17 protein-coding genes and 1 tRNA gene are annotated in these 17,248 nt (G+C 44.4%); 5 read left to right on the top strand and 13 right to left on the bottom strand.

Annotated features, from left to right (window positions below):
- Positions 1-7: 7 nt before the first annotated feature.
- Together dnaJ and AKG33_RS06590 are read left to right on the top strand one after the other, a co-directional pair.
- Complete coding sequence (gene dnaJ / locus AKG33_RS06595) at positions 8-1,132, top strand: molecular chaperone DnaJ (protein ID WP_050708047.1); 1,125 nt, start codon at positions 8-10, stop codon at positions 1,130-1,132.
- Positions 1,133-1,380: 248 nt separating this feature from the next.
- Positions 1,381-2,808 (top strand): alanine/glycine:cation symporter family protein, encoded by a 1,428-nt coding sequence (locus AKG33_RS06590; protein ID WP_012031151.1) that lies wholly within the window; start codon positions 1,381-1,383, stop codon positions 2,806-2,808.
- Positions 2,809-2,854: 46 nt separating this feature from the next.
- On the opposite strand, the gene AKG33_RS06585 is transcribed toward AKG33_RS06590, so the two are convergent.
- Complete coding sequence (locus tag AKG33_RS06585; protein WP_012031152.1) at positions 2,855-3,718, bottom strand: aldo/keto reductase; 864 nt, start codon at positions 3,716-3,718, stop codon at positions 2,855-2,857.
- 110 nt (positions 3,719-3,828) lie between these two features.
- Between AKG33_RS06585 and yciA the strand changes: the two genes are divergently transcribed.
- Positions 3,829-4,272 (top strand): acyl-CoA thioester hydrolase YciA, encoded by a 444-nt coding sequence (gene yciA / locus AKG33_RS06580; RefSeq protein ID WP_012031153.1) that lies wholly within the window; start codon positions 3,829-3,831, stop codon positions 4,270-4,272.
- Between the two features lie 72 nt (positions 4,273-4,344).
- Here the strand turns inward: yciA and AKG33_RS06575 are convergent, their stop codons facing one another.
- From AKG33_RS06575 to lpxK, 12 genes are all read right to left on the bottom strand, one after another.
- Positions 4,345-5,085: an ABC transporter substrate-binding protein gene (locus AKG33_RS06575; RefSeq protein WP_012031154.1), complete on the bottom strand. Its 741-nt coding sequence runs from the start codon at positions 5,083-5,085 to the stop codon at positions 4,345-4,347.
- Between the two features lie 61 nt (positions 5,086-5,146).
- Positions 5,147-5,503: an SUF system Fe-S cluster assembly protein gene (locus tag AKG33_RS06570; protein ID WP_012031155.1), complete on the bottom strand. Its 357-nt coding sequence runs from the start codon at positions 5,501-5,503 to the stop codon at positions 5,147-5,149.
- A 2-nt stretch (positions 5,504-5,505) separates the two neighbouring features.
- On the bottom strand, positions 5,506-5,946 hold the full coding sequence (gene sufU, locus AKG33_RS06565) for a Fe-S cluster assembly sulfur transfer protein SufU (RefSeq protein ID WP_012031156.1): 441 nt from the start codon (positions 5,944-5,946) through the stop codon (positions 5,506-5,508).
- Positions 5,943-7,157, bottom strand: coding sequence for an aminotransferase class V-fold PLP-dependent enzyme (locus AKG33_RS06560; protein WP_012031157.1), 1,215 nt, complete (start codon positions 7,155-7,157; stop codon positions 5,943-5,945). Before AKG33_RS06560 ends, sufU begins: the two co-directional genes overlap by 4 nt.
- Positions 7,147-8,286 (bottom strand): Fe-S cluster assembly protein SufD, encoded by a 1,140-nt coding sequence (gene sufD, locus AKG33_RS06555; RefSeq protein ID WP_012031158.1) that lies wholly within the window; start codon positions 8,284-8,286, stop codon positions 7,147-7,149. The genes AKG33_RS06560 and sufD overlap by 11 nt, the downstream gene beginning before the upstream one ends.
- Complete coding sequence (sufC, locus tag AKG33_RS06550) at positions 8,283-9,041, bottom strand: Fe-S cluster assembly ATPase SufC (protein ID WP_012031159.1); 759 nt, start codon at positions 9,039-9,041, stop codon at positions 8,283-8,285. Before sufC ends, sufD begins: the two co-directional genes overlap by 4 nt.
- Positions 9,042-9,071: 30 nt before the next feature.
- A complete protein-coding gene (sufB, locus tag AKG33_RS06545) occupies positions 9,072-10,526 on the bottom strand; it encodes a Fe-S cluster assembly protein SufB (protein WP_012031160.1) in 1,455 nt (484 codons plus the stop codon).
- Positions 10,523-10,948, bottom strand: coding sequence for an SUF system Fe-S cluster assembly regulator (locus tag AKG33_RS06540; RefSeq protein WP_012031161.1), 426 nt, complete (start codon positions 10,946-10,948; stop codon positions 10,523-10,525). The genes sufB and AKG33_RS06540 overlap by 4 nt, the downstream gene beginning before the upstream one ends.
- 73 nt (positions 10,949-11,021) lie before the next feature.
- The gene (locus tag AKG33_RS06535; RefSeq protein WP_050708046.1) at positions 11,022-13,040 is read right to left on the bottom strand and encodes a transglutaminase family protein; all 2,019 of its coding nucleotides are present in this window, start codon (positions 13,038-13,040) and stop codon (positions 11,022-11,024) included.
- A gap of 11 nt (positions 13,041-13,051) precedes the next feature.
- A complete protein-coding gene (locus AKG33_RS06530; protein WP_012031164.1) occupies positions 13,052-14,008 on the bottom strand; it encodes a DUF58 domain-containing protein in 957 nt (318 codons plus the stop codon).
- Positions 14,005-14,934 carry an AAA family ATPase gene (locus AKG33_RS06525; RefSeq protein ID WP_012031165.1) on the bottom strand — a complete coding sequence of 310 codons (930 nt, stop codon included), beginning with the start codon at positions 14,932-14,934 and terminating at the stop codon, positions 14,005-14,007. Before AKG33_RS06525 ends, AKG33_RS06530 begins: the two co-directional genes overlap by 4 nt.
- Before the next feature lie 11 nt (positions 14,935-14,945).
- Entirely contained in the window at positions 14,946-15,965 is a 1,020-nt protein-coding gene (gene lpxK, locus AKG33_RS06520) for a tetraacyldisaccharide 4'-kinase (RefSeq protein ID WP_081423592.1), read from the bottom strand.
- Positions 15,966-16,091: 126 nt separating this feature from the next.
- Between lpxK and AKG33_RS06515 the strand changes: the two genes are divergently transcribed.
- Together AKG33_RS06515 and AKG33_RS06510 are read left to right on the top strand one after the other, a co-directional pair.
- Entirely contained in the window at positions 16,092-16,970 is an 879-nt protein-coding gene (locus AKG33_RS06515) for an NUDIX hydrolase (RefSeq protein WP_049752498.1), read from the top strand.
- 146 nt (positions 16,971-17,116) lie between these two features.
- Positions 17,117-17,191, top strand: a tRNA-Lys gene (locus tag AKG33_RS06510).
- The last annotated feature ends 57 nt before the right edge of the window (positions 17,192-17,248 follow it).

The raw sequence follows: 17,248 nt of genomic DNA, 5'->3' as shown, positions 1-17,248 counted from the left end.
TAAATCTATGGCAGATAAAGATCTATACGCAATACTCGGTGTAAGCCGCACGGCAAACCAAGATGAAATTAAAAAAGCCTATCGCAAATTATCGATGAAATGGCACCCTGATCGTAATCCGAATAATAAGGAAGAAGCCGAAGAAAAGTTCAAAGAAATCAATAAGGCATATGAAATTCTTTCCGATAGCCAAAAAAGAGCTTCTTATGACCGTTTTGGTTTCGATGCTGCCAATCAAGGCGCTGCCGGTGGCGGATTTAGCGGCGGTAATTTCTCTGATATTTTTGGTGACGTTTTTGGCGATATTTTTGGCAATGTGCGGCAAACAAACGGCGCGCGCCAAACGCGTGGTCATGATTTAGCTTATAAAATTGAATTATCCTTGGAAGAGGCAATTCACGGCGTAGAAAAACAAATTCGCATTGCCACTCAAGTGCGTTGCGGCGAATGTCACGGCTCGGGCATGAATGCAAAATCCAAGAAAAAAACCTGCCCCACCTGTAACGGCGCCGGACAAGTCAGAATGCAACAAGGATTTTTCTCTATCGCCCAACCTTGCCCTACGTGCCACGGTCGCGGTGAAATTATTGAAAATCCGTGCAATAAATGCCAAGGAACGGGACGCGTTAAAGATACGCGCGTTTTAACGGTCAATATTCCCGCCGGCGTTGATAACGGCGATCGCATTCGTTTAAGTGGCGAAGGCGAAGCGGGAGAATTAGGCGCACCGGCTGGCGATTTATACATTGAAATTTTCGTCCGCGCTCACCCCATTTTCGAAAGGCAAGGTAATGATTTATATTGCAAAATGCCTATTAGTTTTACTACGGCTTGTTTGGGCGGCGATTTGGAAGTGCCTACGTTAAACGGACGCGTAAAATTAAGCATTCCCGAAGAAACGCAAACCGGCAAAACCTTTCGTTTGAAAGGAAAAGGCGTGCAATCGGTGCGCAGTAACAGCGTTGGCGATTTATATTGCACGGTTACGATTGAAACGCCGATCAATTTATCCAAAGCGCAAAAAGAGTTATTGATGAATTTTGAGCAAGCGCTCAATGAAGGCGGAAAAACGCATACGCCTCAAGCTAAAGGCTTTTTTGATAATATCAAGCAATTTTTTGATAATTTGTAAATATTCGCTCTCATATGTGGTCTAGCAGTTTATTTAGACCACATTTTCTTTAAAATTTGTTTATAAATCACTAAAAACTGAATCTTTACGATCAATTTGTTCATTATTTTATGCATATAAAATATATGAATTTCAATGTATTAAAATTATACTCAATCATCATACGAAAAAATAAATTTACCGCTGCGTTGTTTTTGTAGAATAATCATTAAGTTCAATATGTTAAAACAACAAAGAGGAGTAATAACATGATGAATGCACTTTCTGCTTTTGCAGGTTGGCTGTGGGGAACGCCGCTGTTAACGCTGGTTGTCGGCGGCGGATTGATTATTTCGATTCGAACCCGTTTTTTTCAATTGCGCTATTTGCCTTTTATTTTGAAACAAACATTCGGAAAAATGTTTGGCAAAAATGATCGAGGCGAGGGAACAGTTTCCGCGTTCCAAGCGATGACAACGGCTTTAGCCTCATCAATTGGCGCGGCAAATATTGTGGTAGTACCAACGATTATCTTCGCTGCCGGGCCCGGCGCCGTATTTTGGATGTGGGTTGCCGCGATTATCGGGCAAGGAACAAAATTCGCGGAAGTGGCGCTTAGTATTAAATATCGGGAAAAAAATGCTTTTGGTGAATACGTTGGCGGTTGTAGTTATACGTTAAAAAACGGTCTTAAAGGCAAACTCGGCAAAGTGATGGGTATGTTGGCAGCGTTTTTCTTCATGGTAGAAATTTTGCCTTCTATTACTTTGCAAACGCTTTCCGCCGTGAGCCCCGTCGTCAGTATTGCCAACGAATTTCATTTAAATCCCGATATTGCAAGAACAACATCAATTATCGCCATTTTCGTGATTGTGGGATTAGTCGTTTTCGGTGGCGTCAAAATGATTGGACGCGTTACCGAAAAAATGGTTCCTTTTATGGCGTTACTTTATGTAACCTTCGGTTTACTGATTATTTTGATGCATATTGATGCGGTTCCTGAAGCTTTTCGTTTAATTTTTGTCGGTGCTTTTAATCCGCAAGCCGTAGTGGGCGGTTCGGTAGGTGCCGTGATGAAAGACGCGATTTCAAAAGGGGTTGCTAGAGGTGTTTATTCCAACGAAGCAGGTATGGGTTCTGCTGGATACGGTCACGCCGCTGCCACTACCGACCACCCTGCCCGACAAGGATTGTGGGGGTGTTTTGAAGTTATCGCTGATACGATTGTGGTTTGTACCATGTCAGCATTAGTGATTTTAACCGCTGGCGTTTGGCACCCTGGCATGACAGAAGCCGAAATTTCATCAGTAGCATCTGTTGCCGTAGAACGCGCATTTAATACTGCTTTCGGTAATTTAGGTTCATTGATTATTTCCGTTTGTTTATTTTTATTCGTGCTCTCAACGATCATCGTTATCGTTTTTTATTGCGAAAAACAAGCCGAATATTTATGGGGCAGTAAAGTAGGCATTGTCTTTAGAGGCATTGCTTCATTGATGATCCTTTTAGCCTTATTTATTTCATTTGAAAACGCCGGCGTTTTCCTTGATATCGCATTGGGACTCATCGTTATCCCCAACATGATTGGTTTGATTTTATTAAGCGGTGAAGTGCAAGAAATTTATGAAGATTTTTTCCACAATCCCAAATATTTTCCAAACGCCAAAGTAAAATCCGCGCCGGAAAATAAATCGTAATCAATGTTCTTTTGAAAAAAGCCATTTTTGAGATGGCTTTTTTATTTTAGAAACAACCGCTAAAGACTTTGAAATGTGAAAACGTGCCGTAATCGGTAAAACGAATTGCTTTTAAAGCCGCCATATCATCAGCGCTGATCGTAAAATCCAATTCTCGGTTATTTTTCATATGCGCAGGATTTTCTGCTTTCGGCAAAACCACCGTATTCAATTGCCACGCATAACGAATGCATAATTGCGCCACGGAAACTTGATATTTTTCTGCCATCGCCACAATTGCCGCACTTTTTCCCGCTTCTCCGTGCGCAATCGGTGAATAAGCTTCTACAACAATTTGATGTCGTTGACAAAATTCAAGAAGTTCAAACGGCGTATTGCCGATATGCAATAAAATTTGGTTGACCATCGGGCGAATGTGGCAAGTTTCAAACAAAAATTCCAAATCCGATATCAAAAAATTAGAAACACCAATCGCTTTTAATTTCCCCGCCTGATACGCCGCTTCCAATGCCTGCCATACAGCTTTATTTTCCGCAATATAACGTTTTTCGGGGTGACGCCATTCGTCCCACGGCTGCGGACTATGAATCAGCATTAAATCCAAATAATCCAAACCCATTTGCGATAGCGTTTCATCAATTGATCGCGCCGCATCATCATAAGATTTCAATTCCGCAGCAACTTTGCTCGTAACAAAAATATTTTCCCGCGGAATTCCGCTATTTTTAATGCCCGCGCCCACACCCGCTTCATTTTCATAAGCTTGCGCGGTATCAATATGACGGTATCCCAAATCCAACGCATGTTGCACCGCTTTTGCCGCGTTTTTTTGCTCAATGCACCACGTTCCCAAACCTAATCGCGGAATTTCAATGCCATTTTGTAAACGATAAGTTGGTTCTACAAACATCTTCCACTCCTTCGTGTTGACATAACGGGCGCGATCCTAGCATTTTTTTGACAGCAAAATGATGAGGTTTTAAGCTGTGGAACGTTTTGATCGCAAAATGAGGACAAAAAATGAATTCCGAAAAAAAACTTGAACGCAGCGAACCTCAAGGTGAATTGGTATTGCGCAGTTTAGCGATGCCCGCCGATACCAATCCTAATCAAGATATTTTTGGCGGCTGGATTATGTCGCAAATGGATATGGGTGCTGGCATTCTTGCTGCAGAAATCACACGCGGTCGCGCGGTCACCATTGCCGTGCAAGAAATGACTTTTATGCACCCCGTGCGCGTTGGTAACGTAGTTTGTTGTTATGGTCGTTGCGTGCATATTGGGCGAACGTCTTTGCAAATTAAAATTGAAGTTTGGGTGAAAATATTTGGGCAAAGCGGTTTTGAAGAGAGCCGAAAATTGGTTACTGAAGCGATTTTTACCTACGTTGCCATCGATGAAAACGGCAATCCGCGTCCGATTCCCAAAGAAAATAATCCGAAACTCGCTGATGTGAATTTATAAAATACAAAAAAAACAAGCCGCCGGATCCTAAAAATCCAGCGGCTTAGTTAGTTAATTAGCGTATATAAATAATTACAAATTATATTTTGTTTTCAAAGTGTCGAAAGTACCGTTTTTCTTCGTTGCTTCCAAACCGTCTGTAATTCTTTTCGCTAAAGCAGCATTATCTTTTTTCGTTGTGTAGTTAATAGAAATACTTTGTACGTATTCTTTAGGCACGTCTAAAATTTGGAACTCGTGATCTTTATAGCTTTTTACCAAATAATTGATTTCAGAAATCGGCGCCAACATCACTTCTGATTTATCCATAAATAAATTTTTGAGCGCTAAAAAGTTGGTATCTAAAGCGGCAATTTCTAAATTAGGATATTTGAGTTTTTTCACGGCTTGCAATTGTTCATCTTGCGGTGACAAACTGATCACGGAAACTTTTGTATTTTCAGAAATTGGTTCCATATCAGATTTTTTCAAACGAATAAATTTAAATCCGTCGTCGTGAATATGAATCATGTTATATAACTGACTACGTTCTTCGGTGCCGTAAACGTGTCCCACAAAATCAAACTCGCCTTTTTCTAATCCCGGCAAAGTGCGTGAGAACATAATCGGTTCGATTTTAACGTCAAATCCTGCTTCTTTGCCAATTGCTTGAATTAATTCGATTTCAAAGCCGGTTAAATTGCCGGATTCATCTTGATAACTATACGGCGCTGCCAAATAGTTAATTCCCATTGTTAACGTTTCAGCATTTGCTGCTGTTGCCATACCCATAACGAGCGCGATTGCCAATGAAGATTTTTTAAATAAAAACATCAGAACTCCTTTAAATAAAGGTATAAAAAAAAACAACGATTAAGTTCACTTGCAAAACGTTTTAAATCATATTCAAATCAATTTTTGCTCGTAAACTCATCATTTCCATCGTCCACGGCGGATCCCATACCATTTCCACCGTGCAGTCAGAAACTCCATCGACTTTTTCTATCGCTTCTTTTACCCAGTCTGGCATCACACCTGCGACCGGACAGCCCGGAGCTGTTAGTGTCATATAAACTATGACTTTTTTTGCCACGGTATCGCAGTCAATGTGATAAATCAAACCTAATTCATAAATATCTACTGGAATCTCCGGATCATAAACGCTTTTTAATGCTTCAATAACCGCACGTTCTAAAGGAGATAACGCCGGATCCTCAATATCCTTATAAAAAGGAACGTCCTGAAAATCCATCATCACTCCGTTTTAACCAAATTTTTATGATGCAACGCTGCGTCTAACGTATGCCACGCTAAAGTCGCACATTTTACCCGCGCCGGATATTGCCGAACACCGGCAAGCGCCTGCAATTTTCCCACTTCTTGAGGAATGGGATTTTGCGTAGTCGCAATATAATGAAATAAATCATAGAGTTTTTGAAATTCCTCCAATGTTTTTCCCATCGCGAGCTCCGTCATCATCGACGCTGAAGCTTTTGAAATCGCGCAACCATCGCCCACAAAACTCAAATCCGCAATCACGCCTTCATTGAGTCGTACAAAAACCTTTAAATTATCACCACACAAAGGATTATGACCCGTTGCGCTGTGCGTACACGGCGTTAACGCATGAAAATTGCGCGGATTTTTGCTGTGATCAAGAATAAGTTCTTGATATAAATCAGATAAATCATTCATGCAAACATCTCCTGCGTTGCTCGTACCGCTGCCAATAATTGCGCCACATCTGCTTCATCGTTATAAACAGCAAAAGATGCGCGAATCGTTGCCGGAATATGAAAAAACCGCATCACCGGTTCCGCGCAATGATGCCCAACGCGAACGGCAACACCTTGAGCATCAAAAATCGTGCCAGCATCATGCGGGTGAATGCCGTTTAAAGTAAACGAAATCACTGCCGCTTTTTCCGGCGCCGTGCCATAAATCCGCACACCCGAAAAATCCATCAATGCTTTTTCCGCCTGCGCATGCAATTGCTGTTCCCAATTTTGAATGGACGATAATCCCACCGACTGCACCCAATCAATCGCCGCGCCCAAACCAATCACTTCCACAATCGGCGGCGTTCCGGCTTCAAATTTATGCGGCGGCGGTGCATAAGAAGTCTTTTCAAAACTAACCGACAAAATCATATCGCCGCCACTTTGATAAGGCGGCATCGCTTCTAATAAATCATAACGACCATACAACACGCCCACCGCAGTTGGTCCATATAATTTGTGCGCTGAAAACGCGTAAAAATCACAACCCAAATCCTGCACATCAACCGGCAAATGTGCGACCGCCTGCGCGCCGTCCACAATACACACAATATCCGGATTAAAAGCTTTCACCTTTTGAATCAATGCTTTTACCGGATTAATCGTGCCCAAAGCATTTGAAACTTGCGTGATTGAAAAAATCTTCACACCAGATAATAAATCCGGCAAATGTTGCGCCTCTAAAACGCCGCGCTCGTCCATCGGCAAAACCACCAATTGCGCACCTGCTTTTCGGCATGCAATTTGCCACGGAACAATATTGGCGTGATGTTCCATTGCAGTGATTAACACTTTATCGCCTGATTTTAATAACAATTCTGACAAAGAAGAAGCCAATAAATTCAAGCTATCGGTTGTGCCTTTAGTGAAAATAATTTCATCGACACGTTCAGCATGCAAGAAACTTGCCACTTTTTCGCGCACCGTCTCATAACGTTGCGTTAATCGTTGCGAAAGCCAATGCACGCCGCGATGAATATTGCTGTATTCCTTTTTTAAACACTGATCCATCGCCGCCATCACGGCTAAAGGTTTGTGCACGCTTGCGGCATTATCCAAATAAGCCAGCCGTTTACCGCCGTTTTTTTCCTGCAAAATGGGAAACTCTGCGCGAATATCAGCATTCATCTTCAGCTCCTTGCGATCCAATCGTTTGCAACGCCTGCACAAAATCGCCGCGCAACGCATCTTGCGTTAATACCACGGCTTCTTGCACAAAACTCATCATTAATAACGACCGCGCCGTCGCCAAATCAATGCCACGCGTTTGCAAATAAAATAACGCCTGCGCATCTAAAAAACCCACCGTTGCGCCGTGCGCACATTGCACGTCATCGGCATAAATTTCTAACCGCGGCATCGATTGCGCCCGCGCCTGCGGCGATAACAATAAATAACGGCTATCCTGCCGACCGGCGGTTAATTGGGCATCTTGTTGAACAAAAATCAACCCATCAAAAAAGCCCTGCGCCTGATCATTTAATACACCGCGGATAATTTGCTCACTGCTACACGCTTCATTTAAATGCCGCACTTGCACGTGATAATCATGAATTTCCTGCCGCGCTGCACTTTGCACGCCGCCAAAAGAAAATTGCGCCGATTGACCGTGTAAATCCGCATGCATATCAACGCGTGCTAACGCGCCGCCCGTGATTGCGGCATTGATAGCCAGCCGCGAATGATGATCTTGTTGACTGTGCAAAAAAACAGTTTGCGCGGTTGACGATTGATCTTGCGCGTTTAACCAAACAACCGCTTCCAATTCTGCCGCTTCCAAAAGAGAAAATTGCACGAGCGGCACTTGTGCGGCGTTGTTTTCCACGCCAAAATCCAGCCAAAGCGCCGCTTTTGCCCCGCGACCAACCACAACTTCTAACCGCGAAAATTGCCAAATGTGCCCCAAAGCATCGATATGAATCGTCATAACGTCTTCGCAAACGGTTTGCTCGGGAATTTCCAGCAATAAAGTTTCATCATGCAACGCAATATTGAGCGCGGCAAACGGCGCATTTTTATCTTCTAAAACGCCAGAAAATGCTTCGCGTCCGCAAGAAACTAACCAATCTTCCGGCAAATTATATTGATAATCGGCATCAGCAATTTTGCGCGACAATTGTAACGATTGTAACGGCAACCAGCGCCACGCTTCCTGACGATTCAACGCGCCATATTGCTGGCAATAATCCGCTGCATCTTTGGCTAAAGGATCGGAAGACGTTTGCGCCAATAACGGCGCCAATAAACTATCTGTCATCTCGACTCTCCTCTAGCGCCGCGATAATCTTGATAACCGCTGGCTTCGAGTTCCAAAGCCAATTCTTTACTACCGCTTTGCACAATTTTGCCGTCAACTAATACGTGCACCACGTCCGGCACAATATATTCCAGTAAACGCTGATAATGCGTGATCACTAAAAACGAACGTTTGCCGTCCATTAATTGATTAACGCCATCAGCAACCACCCGCAAAGCATCAATATCCAATCCGGAATCCGTTTCATCTAACACGGCTAAATCCGGCTCGAGCACGGACATTTGCAATAATTCATTGCGTTTTTTCTCGCCGCCGGAAAAGCCGACGTTAACCGCGCGTTTTAAAAAATCTTCGCCCATTTTGATTTGTTGCAAACGTTCCATCACGAATTGATGAAAATCTATCGCATCTAACGGCGGCAGATTATGATGTTTGCGTTTGGCGTTTAATGCGGTTTTAAGAAAATAAAGCGTACTGACGCCGGGAATTTCCACCGGATATTGAAACGCTAAAAAAACGCCTTCGCGGGCGCGTTCTTCCGGATCCAAAGCGAGCAAATCCTGATCTTTAAACCAAACATTGCCGGCGGTTACTTGATAATCAGGATAACCAGCAATCACGTTTGCCAAAGTCGATTTTCCGGAACCGTTTGGTCCCATAATGGCATGCACTTCGCCGGCGGGAATATGGAGATTTACTCCGTTTAAAATGCTTTTTTGCTCAACTGAAACATGTAAATTTTCAATACGTAACACGATAATGCCCCAAAAATATAAATAAAAACGTTAACCTACGCTGCCTTCTAGTTTTAAATCGATTAAACGCTGCGCTTCAACCGCAAATTCCATTGGTAACTGGTTATAAACTTCTTTACAAAAACCATTGACGATTAAATTCACCGCATCTTGTTCGGATAATCCGCGTTGTAGACAATAAAAAATTTGATCGGCGCCAATTTTTGCCGTGGTCGCTTCATGCTCAACATGCGCGCTGGCGTTTTGCGTAATTAAATAAGGAAAAGTATGCGCGCCGCATTGGCTGCCGATTAACAAAGAATCGCATTGGGAAAAATTGCGCGCGTTATCAGCGCTCGGCAAAATTTTCACCAAACCGCGGTATGCATTTTGCGCATAACCTAAAGAAATGCCTTTGGAAACGATGGTGGATTTTGTATTTTTTCCGATATGAATCATTTTGGCGCCGGTATCGGCTTGTTGATAATCGCGCGTTAACGCCACAGAAAAAAATTCACCAACCGAATCATCGCCTTGCAAAATAACGCTCGGATATTTCCACGTAATCGCTGAACCGGTTTCCACCTGCGTCCAAGAAATTTTGGCAGCGCGCGCGGCAAGTCCGCGTTTAGTAACAAAATTATAAATACCGCCCTTGCCTTCTTTATCGCCGGGATACCAATTTTGCACCGTTGAATATTTCACTTCCGCTTCTTCTTGCGCAACGATTTCAACAACCGCCGCATGCAATTGATTTCTATCGCGTTGTGGCGCCGTGCACCCTTCTAAATACGACACATAAGCGCCTTTTTCTGCCACGATTAACGTGCGTTCGAATTGCCCCGTATTTGCCGCATTAATGCGGAAATAAGTGGATAATTCCATCGGGCAGCGCACACGTTCGGGAATGTAACAAAAAGATCCATCGGTAAAGACTGCCGCATTTAATGCCGCAAAATAATTATCATCAGCGCCTACCACCGTGCCTAAATATCGGCGCACCAAATCCGGATAATTTTGCACCGCCTCCGAAAAAGAACAGAAAATAATGCCGTCTTTTGCCAAACGTTCGCGGTAACTCGTCGCCACAGAAACCGAATCAAAAACCGCATCAACTGCCACGCCCGCCAATAATTCCTGCTCTTCAATTGGAACGCCTAACTTTTTATAGGTTTCCAAAATTTCCGGCTCCACTTCTGCCAAACTTTTCGGCGCATTCGTTTGCGATTTGGGTGCGGAAAAATAAGAAATTTCCTGATAATTAATTGGCGCGATGGTTAAATGCCCCCAATCGGGTTGTTCTAAAGTTAACCAAATGCGATACGCTTCCAAACGCCAATTCAATAACCAATCGGGTTCTTTTTTCATGCTGGAAATATGGCGAATCACCGATTCATTTAATCCCGCCGGCAAAGTCAACTGCTCAATATCTGTTGTAAAACCAAAGCGATATTCACTTTGCGCCATGTCTTTTAACGCCGCATTTTTCTCTTTTTCTTCACTCATGAATTTCTCCCAGAACATATATTTTCATCGCGCTGCATATCTGCCAACGTTTTTGCTGCGAGCATCGTTTCAATCGCTTGATTCATCTGTTGCCAAAAAGGACTGATGGGACAATTGCTTGATAAATCGCAATTTTTATTCTGATCCACACATTCCACCAATTCCGGCATCCCTTCGATTACGGCGACCACTTCCAAAGCCGTAATCGTTTCAGCCGCTTTTGCCAAACGATAACCGCCGTACGCGCCACGCACCGATTGCACAATATCGCCTTTGAGCAAACGTTTTAACACTTTGCTTGCCATCGGCGCGGCGATTCCGGTTTTTTTCGCTAAAACTGCCGCACTTTGGGCGCTTTCTTCAGAAAGTAATACCGATAACAACAAAAAAGCGTATTCACTTTCTTTGGTAATCCGCAACATAAAACGCTCCAATATAGAACTAATGAAGTACTATATTCGCTTCACCCAATAATAACAAGACATTTTCAGCCGATTAAAGCGCGTGCAAAATTTGCCGCAATGCCGCGCACACAAATGCCGGCTGTGCGGGCGCGGTCGTTTTACCATAACGCAGCGTTTCATAAGCATTTGCGGCGTCACCCCATTGTTTTTCCGGTATTTTCGTTGCCGCCGTTGCCATATTGCGCAAAAATACGCCAAACGGCATTGCCGGCGCCTTCACAAAACCCCGTTTTTCCAATTTAATTAACAATTGATGCGCCATTTTTGCTACGGCATCATCGGACGACAACTGCCGTTGCCAAAAATAATAACCCGCCAACAAAATCCCCGTTGAAATGGCAATTGCCGCCGCTAAAACATAACCCAACGGCACCGCGCCCAATCCCAAGTGGTTTAATAAAAATTGTTGTTGACGGCTGTCCATTTGAATAATCCAATCTTGCCAAAAACTGCGCCCCGCATCTAAAGCGTTACGCAACCACGCAATCGTAGCAACGCGTTCAGCGAGCCGCGAACTCAAAGCGCGACCGTCCTCGCCGTGAGCAAAAACTTCTGACGACAATCCACCGCTGCGAATGCGATGCGGTGCAACGGCTGCCGTGGGATCAAAACGCGTCCAGCCGTTTCCTTCCAACCATAATTCCACCCAAGCATGCGCTTGCTCTTCCCGCACCACCCAATCGCCGCTGAGGGGATTAAACGTTGCGCCTTGATATCCCAAAACAATGCGCGCGGGAATATCAACCGTGCGCGCGGCAATCGCCATCGCCTGCGCATAATGTTCACAAAATCCGATCCGCTGCTCGAATAAAAAACGTTCCACATTGCCGGCACCGGCTAACGGTTCCAAAGAATAATAAAATTCTTCCGTTGTTAAATAATTTAAAAATGCCGCCGCAAATCCGCGCGCATTTTGTCCATTTTCATCAAATAAACGTTTTGCCAGCGCGCGCGTCCGCGTTAAATCAACGGTTACCGGCAACGCGGTAGCCGTTTTTCGTTCCAAATAAGTTAACGATTCCGGTGCCAAACGATACTCGGTGGCAGATTGTGCTAAAAAACGGTAATTGCGTGGCGCATTATCGGGTAAACGAATTTGCCACGCCGCCGCGATCGAGAGCCGTTTTTGCGGCAATTCAATCGGCAATTCTAAAAGCGTTAACCAATGCATATTGGGTTTAACTTGCGTCCATTCGTACGCGACCGTGGCATTTTTTTGATAAAACATCGGCTCGCGCGGACGATACGCATCGCGTCCCCACTGCGTCCAATTTTTGCCATCAAAATGCCACAATACGGGACCACGCCAATAAAGTTTTTGCCGCGGCGGCACCGCGTTATTTAAAAACCGTACTCTAAAAGTAATTTCATTTGAACGCGCCAAACCTGCCAAATCGCCCATAGACATTTCATCGGGCAAACCTGTTACTTGTTTTTCGGGGATTTGCGGCATGCGCCAAATCGGATTGATGCGCGGCACAAAAATAAATAAAACCGCGGCAAAAGGAAAAGCAAACAATAATAAAAATGCCAGCGTGCGGCGGTTATAAACTGATTGTATGCGGCTGTGGCGTTGCATCGCGCGCATCAACATAAAAAAATTCGCCACGATTGCCAGCAAAAGAAATAAAAATGCCCACGGCGATTGGGTATACATCAAAAGCGCGAACAACAAACACCAATGCAACTGAAAAATCACTTTAATATCATTGATATTGCGCGATTCCAGCATTTTACACATCGCCATCAACACCAAAAAATGCACAAAAACAAAACTCACGCCCTGTTGTTGTTTCCACACAAAACCCAATAAAACGCAACTCGTTAAAAAAATCGGCACAATTGCCCACAACGAGAGCGACATTTTTTTAATAAATAACGCTAAAAAGCGAATTGCCAGCGCGCAAATGATTAATACCGTTGCCGGCGTCGTCAGAAAAAATAATAAAGGCAAAACAAATAACGCGCTGATGGCAAGTTGTATCCACCATACGGTTTGAGGAATAAAATCTTGATGATTTTGTGCGGAAACTAAACGGATTAATTTCATGGCGTATTCCTTTATGGCGACTCATATTCGGCTAATCGTTGCAAACAGCGGTCGCGGTGTTCTTTTCCGGAAGAAAAATCAAGATAATAATGTTCTAAAACAAATGAATAACTTATTTTTTGCGCTTCACAATCCAAAATCCACTGCGCCATTTGCGATAAACGCGCCTCCGTATCGCCGCGCGTTTTGGCAAAATCTAATACGACTTTTTGCGCTGCCGCACCGGAAAAACGTTTAATTAAACGCTCTTTACTGCGCGCCGATTGTTTCCACGCCACGCGTGATAACGGATCGCCGGCGCGATAAACGCTCAAACCAGCCAAATCTTCTTCGCCTTTTCCGGATAATTGCAAGGTTCCCTGCGTTTGCGTTTGAACGTCGTAAGGTAACGGTTGATTGCCAGCAGGACGCGGATAAACCAGTACCCGCGCCGAACACCGCAACCATTGCCAAGATACAAAAAGCCCAAAAGGCAATGTGCTGTACATTTGCAAAAAGTCGAGCGTTTGCCAGCCGCGTTTTGTTGTTTCTTGTTTGAAATATTCCACTTTTGTTGCACCGGCAGCGATGCCGTCGCACCAATGAAGTTGCATTTTCTGCGAAATCCACAATCCCGCCCGCGGTTTTTGTGCTAATTCTGTGATGTATAACGGAAAATATGCCGGATCACCTGCCCAAACGGGCGGCGCATCAGCAACGTAAATTTTAAGTTGCGCCAAAGAATGCGCGGTTAATACCGCGCTTAATAACATGATCATCAGCAAAAGAAAAATCAGCGCATAACCCAAATTCAACCGATGATTGGCTGACCAAATAAATAACATGCCGAGCAACATAAAAAATCCCAAACCGTAATGAGTCGGCACGATGGGCATTTTTCGCGCAACAGTAAAAACATATTCGGCGCGCGCCGGCATACGCGCTAAACAATATCGGCGAACGGCGGCAATCGTGCGGCGCACTATCATAACGGCACCGGAACTTGTTCTAAAATTGCCGCTACTTTGGCGCGCCGTTGAGAAAGCGGCTGTTCCCACAACGGTAAACGATGTTGCACCACGGCAATAAATACTTTTTGCACGTGTTCGGGTAACACAAATGCCGATTGTTTTAATAAAGCGTAAGCACGCGCGGCTTGAATTAATGCGAGTCCGGCGCGCGTGGATAATCCTTGCGCAAAATGGCTGCGGTCGCGGGTAAACGCTAAAAGTTGTTGCACGTAATGCGCCAGTGTTTTAGAAACGGTGATGCTGGCAGCAGCGTGTTGTAGTGCCAAAATATCGTCGGCGCTTAATAAAATTTTCGCGGTTTGTAACAGCGTTTGCCGCGGTTGTCCGGATAACAACGCAATTTCTTGTTCTGGGCTGGGATATCCCAAAGATAAACACATTAAAAACCGATCGAGTTGCGATTCGGGCAAAGCAAAAGTGCCGATTTGTTCCTGTGGATTTTGAGTGGCAAAAACAAAAAACGGCTGCGGCAACGGATAAGTTTTCCCTTCAATGGTTACTTGACGCTCTTCCATCGCTTCTAAAAGCGCTGACTGACTTTTAGGCGAGGCGCGGTTAATTTCATCGGCAAGCAATAATTGGGTAAAAACCGCGCCGGCGTGAAAATGTAACGCGGCATTGTTGTCCAACGTTGAAAAACCCAAAACGTCCGCCGGCAGCAAATCTGCGGTAAATTGAATGCGGTGAAAATCAAGTCCCAACGTTGCGGCAAAAGCTTTGGCTAACGTTGTTTTACCAACGCCCGGCAAGTCTTCTAATAACACGTGACCGCGCGCGAGCAAACAACAAAGCGCCAATTCAATGGTTTCTTCTTTGTCTAAAATGATGCTGTTTAATTGTTGCAATGCTTGCTGTAAACGGAGATGGAGATCGGGGTTTAACATAAAACGTCCTTTTATTTTCGGGTTCTTGTCGCGCACGACAAAATCAGGGAAATCAGTTCTTCATCAATGGTTAATTCATCGCTTAATACGATGATTTTTTCTTGCCAAAATGCCGACCAGTTTTGTGTTTTTACTTGATCTTTTGTGGTCATTAAAATCAAACCATCGGCGGCAAAAGTCAGCATACTTTCGTGAAGCATGGCGTGATCGGCAAAAATTTTGCTGATGACGGGCGAAATGCCCAACGCGTGCAACCGATTTAAAAAACGTTCTGGACGCGCAATTGCCGTGACCACGTAAAGCGGATTTTCTTTGAGCGTTTCGATGCTGATGCGTTCACCGTTACTGCGGTAAAACTGATCATTTTTAAAAGTGGTAACAAATTGTGGCGCCGAAATTGGTAAAGCGGTAGACATTTTGCCGGTGGTGATGATGGCATCAATCGTTGCAAACGGCGGCAGCGGTTCGCGCAGTGCCCCCGCCGGTAAACAAAAACCATTGCCCAAACCAAAATCCGCGGCAATCGCTAATAAAGCGCAATCATATTGCAATGCATAATGTTGCAAACCGTCGTCGCTGATGATGAGTTCGGTTTCTGGAAAATGCATTAATAAATTTTCGATGGCGCGCTGCCGGCGATAATAAACCGAAACCGGCGCACGGGTTTTTTGATGAATGAGTAGCGGCTCATCGCCAACGGTGCGCACGTCGCTTTTTTCGTTCACTAAAACGGGTTTTCGCCGGTTGCCGCCATAACCGCGGCTGATAACGCCCACTTTCCAACCTTTTTCTTGTAACGCGTTGACGAGCGCAATCACTAAAGGCGTTTTGCCGTTGCCGCCGACTGTGACGTTACCCACAACGATAACTGGCACTGGCGCGCGGTAAGAAGCAATCACGCCCAAACGGTACAATTGACGGCGCAATAAAACCAGCGCCCGAAAAATCAGCGATAACGGCAATAACACCCACGATTGCCAGCAGCGTTTCCGCCAAAAAAAAGGAATATCACGCAGCATTATTATTTCCATGAATCAAAATCAAAAACAGGCAGCATTGTAACGAGCTTTTACCAAAAAAGAATCAAAGCGCTGCTTTCTTCATGTTGGGGATTTTAGTAGGATAACGTCGCTTTTTTAAATCATTTCCTTATTGCCATGATGACTTTATCCCATTTGATTGCTGCCGCGAATACGGCTCACCCTGACTATTATCTGCGTTTATATTTTGGCGATGTTCCGGTGGGATTAATTCATCGTCAGGCGCCGAAAACTTTGGAAAAATACGGTTTTTATCTCGTTTCTCATGCTTTGGGCGTTCAATGGCGCGATGCAAGCGCGAATTGCGCGCGCAATTCAGAACACTTAGCACAAATTACGGCAAATATGCGTGCCGATAGTTACGTTACGGGTTGGCGCGATGAATTATTTGCGTTGTCTCCGTCATATTACCACGCGCCTCAAGCGTTGATTGAACGCGCGGCGATGCCCATTTTTGGCGGTTGTGGTTACGGCGTTCATATTAATGGTTTGGTGCGCAGAAAAAACGGTTTGGCAATGTGGTTGGGGCAACGTGCACCAAATAAACCGACCGAACCGAATAAATGGGATCAAATCGCCGCCGGCGGTTTGCCATACGGGATTTCCGCTTTTAACAATATGCAAAAAGAATGCCGCGAGGAAGCCAATATTCCCGAATCGTTAAGTCAAACGGCGCAATCGGTGGGCATGGTGAGTTATTGTTGGCAACAAAATAATGGCATTCGCGCTGATGTGTTATTTTTATACGATTTATTTTTGCCCGCCGATTTTGAACCGCAGAATACGGACGGCGAAGTGGCGCATTTTATTTGTGTTCCGCTGGAAGAGATTCCCGAAATGTTACGCGAGGGCGACGTAAAAACGAATTCGGCGCTCGTAATGTTGGATTGCTGTATTCGCCACGGCATTATTACGCCTCAAATGCCGGAATATGAAACGTTATGCCACGGTTTGCAGATGCGTAATCATTGGTTATCGCGCCTAAAAAATAAATAATATTTCAAATGGTTGGCAAAAAATTTGCTGATAAACTTGCATCAAACATAATTTTAACTATAATGCACTCCCTCTTGAGCGCATAGGGAACATTGATTTTTAAAAAATCAATGTTGAAGAGTAAGTTTATCGTCTAAACGTTATTCGGGTCGTTAGCTCAGCGGTAGAGCAGTTGGCTTTTAACCAATTGGTCGAAGGTTCGATTCCTTCACGGCCCACCATTTTTGCTGTTTCAATCTCTTTTTAATGATTTCTTGGGTCGTTAGCTCAGCGGTAGA

The organism is Dichelobacter nodosus, from assembly GCF_001263335.1.
Taxonomy (GTDB): domain Bacteria; phylum Pseudomonadota; class Gammaproteobacteria; order Cardiobacteriales; family Cardiobacteriaceae; genus Dichelobacter; species Dichelobacter nodosus.
The sequence above is the reverse complement of the archived record's forward strand: the minus strand, read 5'-3'. Positions and strand labels throughout refer to the sequence as shown.

Excerpts from the sequence above, each read along its gene's own strand:
- sufU (WP_012031156.1), bottom strand. The coding sequence starts at position 5,946 with ATGAATGATTTATCTGATTTATATCAAGAACTTATTCTTGATCACAGC.
- AKG33_RS06560 (WP_012031157.1), bottom strand. The coding sequence starts at position 7,157 with ATGAATGCTGATATTCGCGCAGAGTTTCCCATTTTGCAGGAAAAAAAC.
- AKG33_RS06530 (WP_012031164.1), bottom strand. The coding sequence starts at position 14,008 with ATGATAGTGCGCCGCACGATTGCCGCCGTTCGCCGATATTGTTTAGCG.
- lpxK (WP_081423592.1), bottom strand. The coding sequence starts at position 15,965 with ATGGAAATAATAATGCTGCGTGATATTCCTTTTTTTTGGCGGAAACGC.
- AKG33_RS06535 (WP_050708046.1), bottom strand. The coding sequence starts at position 13,040 with ATGAAATTAATCCGTTTAGTTTCCGCACAAAATCATCAAGATTTTATT.
- dnaJ (WP_050708047.1), top strand. The coding sequence starts at position 8 with ATGGCAGATAAAGATCTATACGCAATACTCGGTGTAAGCCGCACGGCA.
- AKG33_RS06590 (WP_012031151.1), top strand. The coding sequence starts at position 1,381 with ATGATGAATGCACTTTCTGCTTTTGCAGGTTGGCTGTGGGGAACGCCG.
- AKG33_RS06515 (WP_049752498.1), top strand. The coding sequence starts at position 16,092 with ATGATGACTTTATCCCATTTGATTGCTGCCGCGAATACGGCTCACCCT.
- sufB (WP_012031160.1), bottom strand. The coding sequence starts at position 10,526 with ATGAGTGAAGAAAAAGAGAAAAATGCGGCGTTAAAAGACATGGCGCAA.
- AKG33_RS06525 (WP_012031165.1), bottom strand. The coding sequence starts at position 14,934 with ATGTTAAACCCCGATCTCCATCTCCGTTTACAGCAAGCATTGCAACAA.
- AKG33_RS06585 (WP_012031152.1), bottom strand. The coding sequence starts at position 3,718 with ATGTTTGTAGAACCAACTTATCGTTTACAAAATGGCATTGAAATTCCG.
- sufD (WP_012031158.1), bottom strand. The coding sequence starts at position 8,286 with ATGACAGATAGTTTATTGGCGCCGTTATTGGCGCAAACGTCTTCCGAT.
- AKG33_RS06570 (WP_012031155.1), bottom strand. The coding sequence starts at position 5,503 with ATGGATTTTCAGGACGTTCCTTTTTATAAGGATATTGAGGATCCGGCG.
- AKG33_RS06540 (WP_012031161.1), bottom strand. The coding sequence starts at position 10,948 with ATGTTGCGGATTACCAAAGAAAGTGAATACGCTTTTTTGTTGTTATCG.
- yciA (WP_012031153.1), top strand. The coding sequence starts at position 3,829 with ATGAATTCCGAAAAAAAACTTGAACGCAGCGAACCTCAAGGTGAATTG.
- AKG33_RS06575 (WP_012031154.1), bottom strand. The coding sequence starts at position 5,085 with ATGTTTTTATTTAAAAAATCTTCATTGGCAATCGCGCTCGTTATGGGT.